Here is an 11,697-nt window from a genome sequence, read left to right on the forward strand (position 1 = left end):
GGCCGCGCCTCGGGCCGGGACTCAGTGAGTGGCCTCCGCCAGCGTCCTGCGCATCTTGGCCACCTCGTCGGCGCCGACCGGCGGGGCCGCGTTGCTCCAGCTGTTGCGGATGTAGGTGACGACCGCCGCCACCTGCGCGTCGTCCAGCCGCCAGCCCAGCGGCGGCATCGCCGGGCCGGTCGGCCGGTCGTCGGTCGCCACCGCGCGGGAGCCGTCCAGCACCAGCCTTATCAGCGTCGCCGGGTCGTCGGCCTGCACCACCCCGCTGTCGGCCAGCGTCGGGAACAGGAAGGTCTGGCCCTTGCCGTCGCCGCCATGGCAGGCCATGCAGGTGTCGGCATAGACGGCCTCGCCCGTCCTCATCCGCGCATCATCGGCGGGCAGCGCCGCGACCGCCTTGCTTTCCGGCGGCTTCCCGTCCAGCAGATAGGCGGCGATGGCCTTCAGGTCGGCCTCCGTCATCTTCGAGGTGGAGTTCTGGACCGCCTCCGCCATCGGGCCGGAGGCCAGCGTCTGGTGATTGGCGCCGGTCTTCAGGTAGGCCGCCAGCTGGTCCGCCGTCCAGTCGCCGATGCCCTGCCGGGAGTCGGCGGTGATCGCCGGCGCGTACCAGCCCTGGAGGTTGGCGCCCTGCAGCGCCCGGTCGGTGTCGTCCGCCCCCAGCATGGTCTTGGGCGTGTGGCAGGTGCCGCAATGGCCCAGCGCCTGCACCAGATAGGCGCCGCGGTTCCATTCCGGCGACTTGTCCGGGTCGGGCTTGAAGCTCTCCGGTTCGAAGTTCAGCAGGTTCCAGCCCGCCATCAGCAGCCGGATGTTGAAGGGAAAGGGCAGCTGGTTGGCCTCGACCGCGTTGCTGACCGGCTCCAGCGTGCGCAGATAGGCCCACAGCGCGCGGATGTCGTCGTCGGTCATCCGCGTGTAGGCGGGATAGGGCATGGCAGGGTAGAGCCGCTTGCCGCCGCGCCCGATGCCTTCGCGCAGGGTGCGGCGCAGGTCCTCCTCCGTCCAGTTGCCGATCCCGGTCTCGCGGTCCGGCGTGATGTTGGGGGCGACCAGCGTGCCGAAGGGCGTCTGCAAGGCCGATCCGCCGGCATAGGGCGTGCCGCCGGGCAGGCTGTGGCAGGCGACGCAATCGGCGGCGACGGCGACGTAGCGCCCGCGCTCGATCAGCGCGAAGTCCTGGTCGTCGGCCAGCGCCGGGCGGCCGATGGCGCCGGGCAGCGCGGCCATCGCCAGCATGGCGGCAGCGATGACGAGGCGTTTCCTGCTCATGCTTGCACCCATCATGCTTGCACCCCTCATGCCTGCACCAGGGGGCCGGGGGATTTCAGGTAGCGGTTGCGGATCGCGTCCGCCGCGCGATAGGCCAGCGCCCCCACAGTCCCGGTCGGGTTGAAGCCGGAATTCTGCGGAAAGACGTTCGCCCCCACCGTGAAGACGTTGGGCACGTCCCAGCTCTGCAGGAAGGGATTGACCGCGCTGGTGGACGGATCGGCCCCCATCGCCGTGCCGCCGACCACATGGGTGGACTGGTAGGGCACCACCGACCAGGGCCGGGTGCGCGGATTCTCCACGATCTGCTGCGCCCCCATGGCGCGGACGATCTCCGCCACCTTGCTCGTGACGTAGGCCGACATCTTCACGTCATTCTCGGGGAAGTCGAAGGTGATGCGCATCAGCGGCCGGCCGAGCCGGTCGGTGTAGGTCGGGTCGAGGTCGAGGAAGTTGCCGCGGTTGGCATAGCTGCTGGCCTCGCAGCCGACGCTGAGATTGCTGAGATAGCTGTCGCGCATCGCCTTCTTCCAGCCCGATCCCCAGGTCGGACTGCCCGGCGGGGTTGGTCGCTTGGAGATCGGCTCCGCCCCGATGGGCGCGCAGCGCGTGCTGCCGCCGCCGAGGAAGCCCAGCGGCCCATGGTCGAAATTGTCGTTGTTCAGCTCGTCGATCGCCATGCCGGTGGCGCCGCCGCCGATGAAGTTGTTGAAGTTGTACTTGGCGGGATCGAAGAAGCCGACGACCTGATTGGCCATCTGGTAGCAGAAGTTCCGGCCCACCACACCCTTGCCGCTCCGGTGGTCGTATGGCGTGCCGATGCCGGACAGCAGCATCAGCCGCACATTGTCCAGCATGAAGGCGCAGAGGATGACCAGATCCGCCGGCTGCTCGAACTCGTCCCCCGACGTGTCGACATAGGTGACGCCGGTCGCCTTCCTGCCGGTGGAATCCAGATTGACCTTCAGGACCTCGCACAGGGTGCGAAGTTCGAAGTTCGGCTTGCGCATCAGCACCGGAAGCACCGTCGTCTGCGCGCTGGCCTTGGAATAGTTGGCGCAGCCGTAATTGGTGCAGAAGCCGCAGAAGGTGCATTGCCCCATCGTCACGCCCAGCGGGTTGGTGTAGGTGCGCGACAGCAGGGCCGACGGGATCGGGAAGGGCTTGTAGCCCATCTTCGCCGCCGTCTCCGCGAACAGGGTGGGGCCGAAGGTCTGCATCATCGGCGGGTTGGGAAACTCGCGCTTGCGTGCGCCTTCAAAGGGATTGCCGCCTTCCTGGATCTGGCCGTTCAGGTTCCCGGCCTTGCCCGACACGCCCGCCAGATATTCGAACCTGTCGTAATAGGGCTCCATCTCCTCATAGGTCAGGCCCCAATCCTGGATCGTCATGTCCTCCGGTATGCTTTCGGCGCCATAACGCTCGGTATAATGAGACCGCAGCCGGAAATCATAGGGCGAGAAGCGCCAGGTGATGCCGGCCCAATGCACGCCGGCCCCACCGACGCCGTTGCCGGGATGGAAGGAGCCGTACTGCCGCATCGGCAGCGCCGTCTGGTCGGCGTTATTGCGGGCGGTGACCGCCGTCTGCGCCGGCCGGAGCATCAGCTCCTGCCGGGAGTTGTAGCGCAGCTCGTCGGGGGCGTAGCCGATGTTGAAGTCGGTGGCGGTGTCGCGCCAGGGGCCGCGTTCCAGCGCCACCACGTCCAGCCCTTCGTCGCACAGCTCGTTCGCGATGATCGAACCGGTCCAGCCGAGGCCGATGACCACCACATCCTTGTGGGGAAGTTTGCGCGCCATTCCTCAGCCTTTCCTGGCCCAGTCGCCGCGTCCGCCGATGGACACCGGCGGCAGCGTGTATTTCTGATTGTGCTTCAGCACATGATCGCGGAAATCGTAGCGGGTGCCGGGAAAGCCGATCATCTTCCAGCTGACCATGTCGCGGTTGCCGCCATAGATCGGGTCGGCGAAGAAGCCCTCCATGGTGTTCTGCAGGACGAGGCTGAAGAAGCTGCCGGAGCCGACCGGTCCGTCGAACTTGACCTCATCCTTCTCCATCGCCGTCAGAAGCCGGTCCTTCTCCTCCGGCGACAGGTCGGTGAAGCTCTTGCCGCCCATGGCCTGCCGGCAATGGGCATCCAGCGCCTTCAGCCCCTGGCGGTACTTCGCCGCCGGGGTCAGGTCGCTCTGGTCGCCCTGGGTCGGCAGGCCGGGCTGGAACGGCCCCTTCATGTAGAGCCGTTCGGAGCTGCCGTAATGGCCGGACAGCTGCCGGTCGATGAACACGGCGCAGCCGGCATCCTTGCCGCTGACGCTGAGGTCGTCGGCGGGGATCAGCCGCTCCACGATGGCCTCCACCATCTCGCCCTCGCGCGGGGTGAAGAAGGTCCAGGGACCGGGCAGGACCTGCCGGGGCGGTTCGATGGAACCGGAATCCCAGGGCAGCCCGGTGCCGAACAGGATTTTCGCACTGGCGCCGGACGCCGACAGCGCCACCAGCCCCATCGCGGTGGTCGCGAGGAAACGGCGGCGGCTGGTGTGGAACGGGCTTGCCGCGTTGGGCTTGCCGGGGGGACTGCCTTGCCGTCCGCCGGATTTCTTGCCTGGGATCATGTCTGGATCATCCTGGGATTCGTCGCGACCGCCGCCTGCTGCGCTGCAAAACAGATCAGCGGTGGAACGAAAATTTCCAATGATCGAAAGACATACACCCGCCCCGGCGGGCACGCGCCGCCATCATCGGGTGAAAACCCGGCACAAACGGCCGATGCGGCGGGCGCGTTCGCGACCCTCGCCGGTGGTATGCCGCCCCGGCAGTAACCCTTCGGCAGTGCCCGCCCCCGATGGAGCCGGGCGGCGGCGGATCACTCCTCCTCGTCTTCGGCCGTCTCGTCCTCCGGCGGTTCGTCCAGCACGATCTCGTCGTTGACGGCGTAGAGCATGCACTCCTCCTTGCCGCCGGCCTGCTCACACTTCTCCACCGCCGCCGTGCTGGCATCCTCTTCGCTGTCGCGGTCCCATACCGACGCCCAGCGGCCGGTCAGCGTCAGCGCCAGCGCCTTGTGCCCCGGGTTGCGCTGGTAGTTGACCATGCCGACCTTGCGCGTGTGTTCGCTGACGAAGGGGACGCGCGCCGGATCGAAGGGGCCGGAGCCCAGGATCTCCACCGGCATCGGGACGAAGCGCTTGCCGTCCATCACCACGCCGTCATCGACGGCGTAAAGGGTGCAGGGCTCCTCCGCCCTATACTGGCAATATTGCAGGGCGCCGCGCTTGACGTCCTCAGCGGTCCGGCTGTTCGACTTGTTGGAAAAATAGGCGTAGTTGCCCTTGGTCGAGATCGCCAGCGCCTTGGGCGACGACAGGCCGGGATACATGGCCAGCGCCGCCCGCGACTTGGCGCTGAGATAGGGGATCGCCTCGACGTCGAGCGGCCGGGTGGCCGGGGCCGGGGCAGCCATAGAAGCCGGACCGGGAACCGGCGGGGCGGCAAGCGCGGCGACCGACACCGGCGCCCGTTCCGCCGTCCCGCCAAGCTCCGCGATCCGCGCCTCGGCGATCGGCGTGAAGGTGCCCTGCGGGAACTGCTTCAGATAGGCTTCGAACAGCCCGCGGTTGGAGCTGCCCTTGATGCTGTCCCAGAACAGGGTCTCTTTGTCGGCCCCCGCTGCAGGGGGCGCTTCGGGCGGAGGCTGCGTCACCACTGTCGTCGGTCCAAGGAAATAGAACCGCCCTTCGATGGGGGATGCCGAAACCCAGGGCTGCTGGACGCCGCCTGTGTTGCGCTTCACCGTGATGCCGACATCGTTGAAGACGTCGAACACGGTTTCACCCGGCTTCAGCAGGGCCTTCGACAGCGCTTCGGTATAGGGACTGTTGGAGCCGGCGCCGTCGGCTGCCACCGCACCCGGCTGGGTCGCATAGGCGATTATCGTGCCGGCCGGCGCCTGCATCTGCGCCAGTCCCGGCGAAGCCGCACGCAGGCCGCGGCCGCCGAAGGGATTGTTGCGGCAGGCATCGAGGATGACGATGTTCATCCGGCTTTCCGCCAGCGCCATCTCGTCCAGCACCATGGCGATGTCGATCAACTCATAGCGGACGTCCGACTCCTTCTCCAGATTGGCGGAGACCGGCAGCAGATAGTTGGTGCCGCGCGCCTGCATGCCGTGCCCGGCATAGAAGAACAGCCCGACATCCGCCCCGGCCAGCTTGGCGCCGAAGCTGCGGATCGCCCGCTCGGTTCCCGCCCGGTCCAGGTCGATCTGCGGCGCCCCGCCGACCAGCTCGAACCCGGCGGCGCGCAGGGAATCGGCCATCGCCCTGGCGTCATTGGCCGGGTTGGGAAGCGACGGCGCATGCCGATAGGCGCTGTTGCCCAGGATCAGCGCCACCCGCCGCTCCGGTCCCGCAGCCCATCCCGGCCCACCCGCAAAGACAAACAGCGTCAGGGCCAGCGCAAGGGTGCGTCCCAGAATGCTCAAAGCCGGTTTCCTTCGGGTCGGGGGGCGTTCCGCCCACTCTGCCCAGGCAACGCTTGCGCATGCAAGGCCGGCGATACTCGAAGGGTCTATGCCCATTCTAGACGTAGGCGATCAGCCGCCCGGCCGCCAGGACCGCAACCCACAGCAGCAGCGAGGCCACGCCGGCCGCGCGCGCCGCCGCCGGTGGCCGCCCTCCCCGCCCCAATCGAGGATCCGCCGCCCGGCGCCGCGATGGAACAGCGCGATGTTGGCGAGGGCGGCGACCAGCAGCCCCATCTTGACCAGGAAGACCGGGTTGCCGGCCAGCGCCGTCGCCTCGCTGATGAACAGCAGAATCCCGGTCGGCACCGCCAGGACGAAACCAACGACCGCCACCGGCAGCAGCAGCCGCGACAGCGCGTCGGCCGGCAGGCGGGCGTGCAGGCCGATCAGCCGCAGGTCGAAGGCCGCGATGGCCCCGACCAGCAAGGCCAGCCCCAGGATGTGCAGAACCTCGACCAGCGGATAGAGCCAGAGCGAGCCGCGCAGCGCCTCACCCAGGCCGGAGGTCTCCAGCGCCACCAGCCAAGCCAGTCCGGTGGGTCCCTGGCTGTGGTCCATCAGCGAAGCTCGACCGTCTGGCCGCTGGTGGTGATGCGTTCCGCCCGCAGTTCAGCCGGTTCGGACTTGTGGGCATAACCAACGACGGTCACCGTCTGGCCGGGCTTGATCGTCCCGTCCGGCAGGCCGCGCGCGGTCATGCGGCCGGGGGGCGCCAGCACCACATGCCAGACCTTGCCGTCCGCCTGCAGGTTCAGCATGGCGTGCGGGTTGCTGAAGGCGAACTGCTCCACCGTGCCGGTCAGGGTCAGCGTCTTGTCGGAGTCGTAGCCGCCCCAGCCATGATGGGCCAGCGCCGGCAGTGCAGCCGCCGCAGTGACGGCGGCGAAGCCTGCGGCAACGAACGCACGGGATCGGGTGTTGATCAGGCGGCTGCGGACCATGGTGACGCACTCCCTCTCATCAGGCATCCTCGCCACACATGGGGCGGCCCGCCTCTCCGGCAAGAGGGAACGGGGAAGCGCGCCGCCAACGGAGATGCCGATGCTCATTCTGCGCCGCCGCAACCTGATGGCCCTTTCCGCCGCCGCCCTTCTCGCCGTCCTTGCCGGCGCCCGCCCGGCCGCAGCGCTGGAGACCGCCGGACTCGTCGTTCTGATGCGCCATGCGGAGGCCCCCGGCGTCGGCGATCCTCCCGGCTTCAAGCTGGACGACTGCGCCACCCAGCGCAATCTGAGCGACGAGGGCCGCGCCCAGGCCGCGCGGATCGGCGAGCGGCTGCGGCAGCTCGGCCTCGCCAAGGCCCGCGTGCTGTCCAGCCAATGGTGCCGCTGCCTGGAGACCGCCCGGCTGCTGGACCTCGGCCCGGTGACGGAGATGCCCGCCCTCAACTCCTTCTTCGGCCGGCAGGACGACGAGAAGGACAAGCTGGTCGAGCTGCGCCAGTTCCTGGCCGACCTGCCGCGCGACGGGCAGCCGGTGGTGCTGGTGACGCATCAGGTCACCGTCACCGCCCTGACCGGCATCTTCCCGGCATCGGGCGAGGCGGTGCTGCTGCGGGCGAACGGCACCCCCGACCCCGACCGGATCGACCGCCTGCCGACCCGCTGAGCTTTCCGCCTAGCGCCGAAGCGCCACCGCCACCGCGCGGCTGACCGCCGCCGGAACGACCGAGCCGTGGTTCTCGCCCGCGAAGGAGACGAAGCTCACGGCCGGCCCGCGCGGGGCCAGCGCCGCCAGCCGGTCGGCCAGCTCACGCGCATTCTCCTCCATCCGCGCCTTGCGCCGCCGCTCCTCGCGCGCCGGATCGGGCGGCTCGCCGGGCGGCGCCTGGAGTTCGTTCTCGCCCACCGTCACCAGCAGGCTGCGCGTGGCGGCGGCCGGCGGCAGGGCCTCGGTGAAGCGGCGCTCCTCGCCCAGGATGGCGCGGTCCTGCCACCAGATCGACGGGCTGGCGGCGACGAAGCGCTGGAACGCTTCGCAACGCGTGAACAGCGCATGCAGGACGAACAGCCCGCCATAGGAATGGCCGAACAGGGCCTGGCGGCCGCGGTCGACCCGGAACCGCCGCTCCACCTCCGGCTTCAGGTCCGCCTCGATGAAGTCCAGGAAGGCGTCGGCGCCGCCGGTCCCGGCCGGCGCACCCGCGGCCGGCGGCGTGTAGTCCCGCGCCCGCCGGGGCTGGTCAAACGCCTTGTCGGTCGGATAGCCGATGGCGACCACCAGGGCCGGCGGAATGCCCACAGCGGCACCATGCCCGCCGACCACCCGCATCGCCTCGGTCGCCGTGCCGAAGACGCTGTTGCCGTCCAGCAGATACAGCACCGGCCAGCCTTCCGGCGGAGGCGGCGTCTCCGGCCAAGCGGCGAAGATGCGGTAGGGCCGGGCCGGATCGCCGCCGGCCGTCATGTCCCACTGCACGGTGCGCGGCAGCGTCACCGCCACCGGCTCCCCGGCGGCGGCGGGACCGCACAGCGTCAGGTCGGCAGCCGCTGCCGCCGTCACGACCGATGCCCCCAGCAAACCACGCCGCGTCATTCCCATATCGCTCACCATTTGTAGCGCACCCCTGCCAGCACCAGTCGCCGGTCACCGAAGAAGCAGGCGGTGGCGCTGGAGCAGCTGGACACGAATTCCTTGTCGAACAGGTTGGTGACGTTCAGCGTCAGCTCCGCCCCCGTCAACTCCGTCTTCAGGGCGCCCAGGTCGTAGCGGACCGCCGCGTCGGCCAGCGTGTAGGCCGGCACCTCGAAGCTGTTCACGTCGTTGCCGGCGGTCGGCCCGACATAGCGGACGCCGCCGCCCAGTTCCAGACCGGCGAGCGGGCCGCTCTGGAAGCGGTAGTTGACCCAGCCGCTGGCCATGTGGTGCGGCACCTGCGGCACGCGGTTGCCGGCGACGCCGGCGGTGTTGGACTTCGTCACCTCGGCGTCGATGTAGCTGTAGGCGCCGATCAGGTCCAGGCTGCTGGTCAGGCTCGCCCGTCCTTCCAGCTCGATGCCGCGGGAGCGGATCTCGCCGGTCTGGACGCTGTAGAGGTTGTTCAGCGGATCGACGGTCAGCACGTCGCGCTGGCGGATCGAATAGCCGGCCAGCTGGATGAAGCTGTTCATGCCCGGCGGCTGGTACTTGACACCGGCCTCATACTGCTCGCCCTTCGTCGGGGTGAAGGCGCCGCCGCCGCGCGCCGGCGAATAGCTGCCGGAATTCGGCAGGAAGCTGGTGGAATAGTTGACGTAAGGCGTGATGCCGTTGTCGAACAGGTAGAGCAGCCCGGCCCGCCAGGTGAAGGCGTTGTCCGATTGGCTGGTCCGGCTGTTGTTGGAGGTCAGCACCGTCGTCTCGCTGTCGGCGCGGTCGTGGCGCACGCCGACGGTCAGGCGCCAGTTCTCGTAGGCGACCTGATCCTGCGCGTAGAAGCCCAGCTGCGTCTGGATCTGCCGCGTGGTCTGCACGCTGCGCGCGGTGGGATAGCGGTTGCCGTAGACCGGATTGAAGATGTCCAGCGTCGGCACGGTCACGCCGGTGAACTGGCCGAGGTCGCGGCGGGCGAAGCCGCGCGACCAGTCGGTGCCGAACAGCAGCGTGTGGTCCACCGGCCCGGTCATCACCGTTGCCTGCGCCTGATTGTCGATGGCCACCGTGTTGGCCATGTCGTTGACGTCGCTGATCGACCGGTTGGCCGTGCGCTGGTTGGCCTGCAGCGACGAGAAGGAGATGGCGTTGAAGGACGAGTTGACGTGGTTGTAGCGGGCGTTCTGCCGCAGGGTCCACACGTCGCTCAGCCGGTGTTCGAACTGATAGCCGATGGACGCCGAATTGCGCGTGTAGTTGTCGTAAGCCGGATCGCCGGCATAGAAGCCTGAGCCGAGCTTGCCGTTGCGGTTCGGCAGCACCGTGCCGACGGCGGGCGCGAAATTGTAGAATCCGCCCTCCGGGTCGCGCTGATAGCTGGCCAGCACGGTCAGGCTGGTGTCCGAGGTCGGCTTCCAGGTGACGGCCGGCGCGATGGCGATGCGGTCGTCGTCCACGCCGTCGAACTGGGTGCCCGATTTGCGGGCGATGCCGGTCAGGCGGTACAGGAACTGCCCGTCCTCCGTCAGCTTGCCGCCGGCATCGAACATCGCCTGCCGCCGGTCATTGCTGCCGGTCTCCACCCGCAACTCGTGGGTGGAGATCTCGGTCGGGCGGCGGCTGACCAGATTGACGATGCCGCCGGAGCCCGCCTGTCCGTAGAGGATGGAGGCCGGACCGCGCAGGATCTCGATGCGCTCCAGCAGCCACGGATCGACCGTCGGGATGGCGTAGGAGATGCTGCGCTGCTGCCGCAGCCCGTCCAGGAAGTTGACATAGGCCGCACCGGAGCCCTGCCCGCCGAAGCCGCGCACGAACACGCTGTCGTAGCGGGCGCTGGGCCGCACCTCGGCCAGGACGCCGGGGGTGTAGCGCAGGGTCTGCGACACCGTCTGCGAACCCTGGTCGTCCATCTGGTCGCGCGTCACCACGCTGACGGACTGCGGCGATTCGATCAACGGCGTGTCGGTCTTGGTGCCGGTGGTGGTCACCCCGGCGACATAGCCGTCCACCGGTTGCCAGCTCCTCCATGCGGTGGCCTGGACATTGACCTCCGGCAGCTGGATGGCGCTGCCCGCGTCGCCGGATACCGTCGGCGCCGGCAACAGCGTCACTGTGCCGGCATCGGTGTAGCGCCAGGTCAGGCCGGTCCCCTCCAGCAGTTTCGGCAGAGCCTGATCCACCGACAGCCGCCCGCTGACCCCCGGCGACCGCAGGTTCGCCGTCATGTCGGAGCTGTAGAGAAGCTGGATGCCGGCCCGGCTGGCGAAATCGGTCAGCGCCGAGGACAGCGGCTGCGCCGGGATGTCGTACTGGCGCGCATCGCTCACCGCGGCCGTCTGGGCGTGAACCGCCCCGCCTTCCACCGCCACGCCGGCCATGGTCGCCAGCAGCAGGACGCGCAGGGTCTTGCCGGGGAAGTAATGCCGCAGGGAATGTCGCAGCGGAAGCAGGCCCCTGCCCTCCGCCGTCCGGATGTCGCTCGCCATCGTCGTCTCTTCGGTCTCCGATCGATCCCGCCGCCCGTTGCCAAGGCCAAGCCGGGATCCTCCTGACCGATAAGACCGGCGCCGCCGCGAAACCCCTGACGTCGGTTTTTGGCGATTTTGCGAATTATTCTCAGAGGGCCGCCGGGGACCTTTCCAGGATGGACGCGGGAATCACATTCCGCTGGGAAGCGTCATTGCAAAATGCTATTTTCCGGTATGCACTCGATCCGCTACACAGCCGATGCGCTGAAGACCCTCCGTCGGATGCCGCGCAACACGGCGGATTTGATTCGCCAGAAAATCGAAGAAGTGGCTACCGATCCTGCAAAGGCACGTAATGTCAAGAAGTTGAAGGGCCGCGACGGCTATCGGCTCCGCGTCGGGGACTGGAGGGTCGTCTATACGATTGAAGCCGGCGTTTTGATCCTGATCGTCATCGAAATCGGCCCGAGAGGAGGCATTTATGACTAACCCCGCTCAGATCATCAGGGACGACCAGGGCCGGCCGGCTTTTGCGGTGCTGCCGATCGCAGATTATGAACGGCTCCTGGAAGCCGCCGACGAGGCTACCGGTCTTCGTGCTTTCGACGCCTATCAGGCCGTGAAGCCGGAAACCTTTCCTGCGGATGTGGCCGACCGCCTGCTCGACGGTGAGCACCCGGTGAAGGTGTTCCGGGAGTACCGGGGCCTGACCCAGGCGCAGTTGGGTGAGGCTGCCGGGTTGAAGCAAGCCTATGTGTCCCAGATCGAGGCGGGCTCCCGGATCGGCACGGTGGACGTGCTGAAACGGATCGCCGACGCCCTGCGCGTCGACCTCGACGACATCACCTGATCGCGAATCCG

The 11,697-nt window shown here is 68.4% G+C and carries 11 protein-coding genes; 3 read left to right on the forward strand and 8 right to left on the reverse strand.

All coding sequences use genetic code 11. The features are described 5' to 3' along the window. Positions 1 to 21 precede the first annotated feature (21 nt). The 6 genes from AB8P05_RS18325 to AB8P05_RS18350 all read right to left on the reverse strand — a co-directional run bounded on the left by AB8P05_RS18325 (position 22) and on the right by AB8P05_RS18350 (position 6,735). A complete protein-coding gene (locus tag AB8P05_RS18325) occupies positions 22 to 1,272 on the reverse strand; it encodes a cytochrome c (protein WP_472759683.1) in 1,251 nt (416 codons plus the stop codon). A gap of 26 nt (positions 1,273 to 1,298) precedes the next feature. Beyond that, positions 1,299 to 3,071 (reverse strand): GMC family oxidoreductase, encoded by a 1,773-nt coding sequence (locus AB8P05_RS18330; protein ID WP_472759684.1) that lies wholly within the window; start codon positions 3,069 to 3,071, stop codon positions 1,299 to 1,301. 3 nt (positions 3,072 to 3,074) lie between these two features. After that, positions 3,075 to 3,884, reverse strand: coding sequence for a gluconate 2-dehydrogenase subunit 3 family protein (locus AB8P05_RS18335; protein WP_472759685.1), 810 nt, complete (start codon positions 3,882 to 3,884; stop codon positions 3,075 to 3,077). A gap of 251 nt (positions 3,885 to 4,135) precedes the next feature. Next, complete coding sequence (locus AB8P05_RS18340) at positions 4,136 to 5,752, reverse strand: caspase family protein (RefSeq protein WP_472759686.1); 1,617 nt, start codon at positions 5,750 to 5,752, stop codon at positions 4,136 to 4,138. Between the two features lie 111 nt (positions 5,753 to 5,863). Continuing rightward, entirely contained in the window at positions 5,864 to 6,352 is a 489-nt protein-coding gene (locus tag AB8P05_RS18345; RefSeq protein ID WP_472759687.1) for a hypothetical protein, read from the reverse strand. Further along, positions 6,352 to 6,735, reverse strand: coding sequence for a DUF6152 family protein (locus AB8P05_RS18350; RefSeq protein ID WP_472759688.1), 384 nt, complete (start codon positions 6,733 to 6,735; stop codon positions 6,352 to 6,354). The genes AB8P05_RS18345 and AB8P05_RS18350 overlap by 1 nt, the downstream gene beginning before the upstream one ends. 100 nt (positions 6,736 to 6,835) lie before the next feature. On the opposite strand from AB8P05_RS18350, the gene AB8P05_RS18355 reads away from it, so the two are divergent. Then, positions 6,836 to 7,402 (forward strand): histidine phosphatase family protein, encoded by a 567-nt coding sequence (locus AB8P05_RS18355; protein ID WP_472759689.1) that lies wholly within the window; start codon positions 6,836 to 6,838, stop codon positions 7,400 to 7,402. 9 nt (positions 7,403 to 7,411) lie between these two features. Here AB8P05_RS18355 and AB8P05_RS18360 read toward each other — a convergent pair whose 3' ends face one another. After that, positions 7,412 to 8,329, reverse strand: a complete 918-nt coding sequence (locus tag AB8P05_RS18360) for an alpha/beta hydrolase (RefSeq protein ID WP_472759690.1) — start codon at positions 8,327 to 8,329, stop codon at positions 7,412 to 7,414. A gap of 11 nt (positions 8,330 to 8,340) precedes the next feature. After that, a complete protein-coding gene (locus AB8P05_RS18365) occupies positions 8,341 to 10,854 on the reverse strand; it encodes a TonB-dependent siderophore receptor (protein WP_472759691.1) in 2,514 nt (837 codons plus the stop codon). Between the two features lie 216 nt (positions 10,855 to 11,070). Here AB8P05_RS18365 and AB8P05_RS18370 point away from each other — a divergent pair, with 216 nt between their 5' ends. Then, positions 11,071 to 11,325, forward strand: coding sequence for a type II toxin-antitoxin system RelE family toxin (locus AB8P05_RS18370; RefSeq protein ID WP_472759692.1), 255 nt, complete (start codon positions 11,071 to 11,073; stop codon positions 11,323 to 11,325). Next, positions 11,318 to 11,686, forward strand: coding sequence for a helix-turn-helix domain-containing protein (locus AB8P05_RS18375; protein WP_472759693.1), 369 nt, complete (start codon positions 11,318 to 11,320; stop codon positions 11,684 to 11,686). The genes AB8P05_RS18370 and AB8P05_RS18375 overlap by 8 nt, the downstream gene beginning before the upstream one ends. Positions 11,687 to 11,697: the final 11 nt, after the last annotated feature.

This window comes from Azospirillum sp. VT-I1 (assembly GCF_055698305.1).

Bases quoted from the DNA above. Each gene is read 5' to 3' on its own strand.
- AB8P05_RS18350 (WP_472759688.1), bottom strand. From the start codon at position 6,735: ATGGTCCGCAGCCGCCTGATCAACACCCGATCCCGTGCGTTCGTTGCC.
- AB8P05_RS18360 (WP_472759690.1), bottom strand. From the start codon at position 8,329: ATGACGCGGCGTGGTTTGCTGGGGGCATCGGTCGTGACGGCGGCAGCG.
- AB8P05_RS18330 (WP_472759684.1), bottom strand. From the start codon at position 3,071: ATGGCGCGCAAACTTCCCCACAAGGATGTGGTGGTCATCGGCCTCGGC.
- AB8P05_RS18355 (WP_472759689.1), top strand. From the start codon at position 6,836: ATGCTCATTCTGCGCCGCCGCAACCTGATGGCCCTTTCCGCCGCCGCC.
- AB8P05_RS18370 (WP_472759692.1), top strand. From the start codon at position 11,071: ATGCACTCGATCCGCTACACAGCCGATGCGCTGAAGACCCTCCGTCGG.
- AB8P05_RS18375 (WP_472759693.1), top strand. From the start codon at position 11,318: ATGACTAACCCCGCTCAGATCATCAGGGACGACCAGGGCCGGCCGGCT.
- AB8P05_RS18335 (WP_472759685.1), bottom strand. From the start codon at position 3,884: ATGATCCCAGGCAAGAAATCCGGCGGACGGCAAGGCAGTCCCCCCGGC.
- AB8P05_RS18325 (WP_472759683.1), bottom strand. From the start codon at position 1,272: ATGAGCAGGAAACGCCTCGTCATCGCTGCCGCCATGCTGGCGATGGCC.
- AB8P05_RS18345 (WP_472759687.1), bottom strand. From the start codon at position 6,352: ATGGACCACAGCCAGGGACCCACCGGACTGGCTTGGCTGGTGGCGCTG.
- AB8P05_RS18365 (WP_472759691.1), bottom strand. From the start codon at position 10,854: ATGGCGAGCGACATCCGGACGGCGGAGGGCAGGGGCCTGCTTCCGCTG.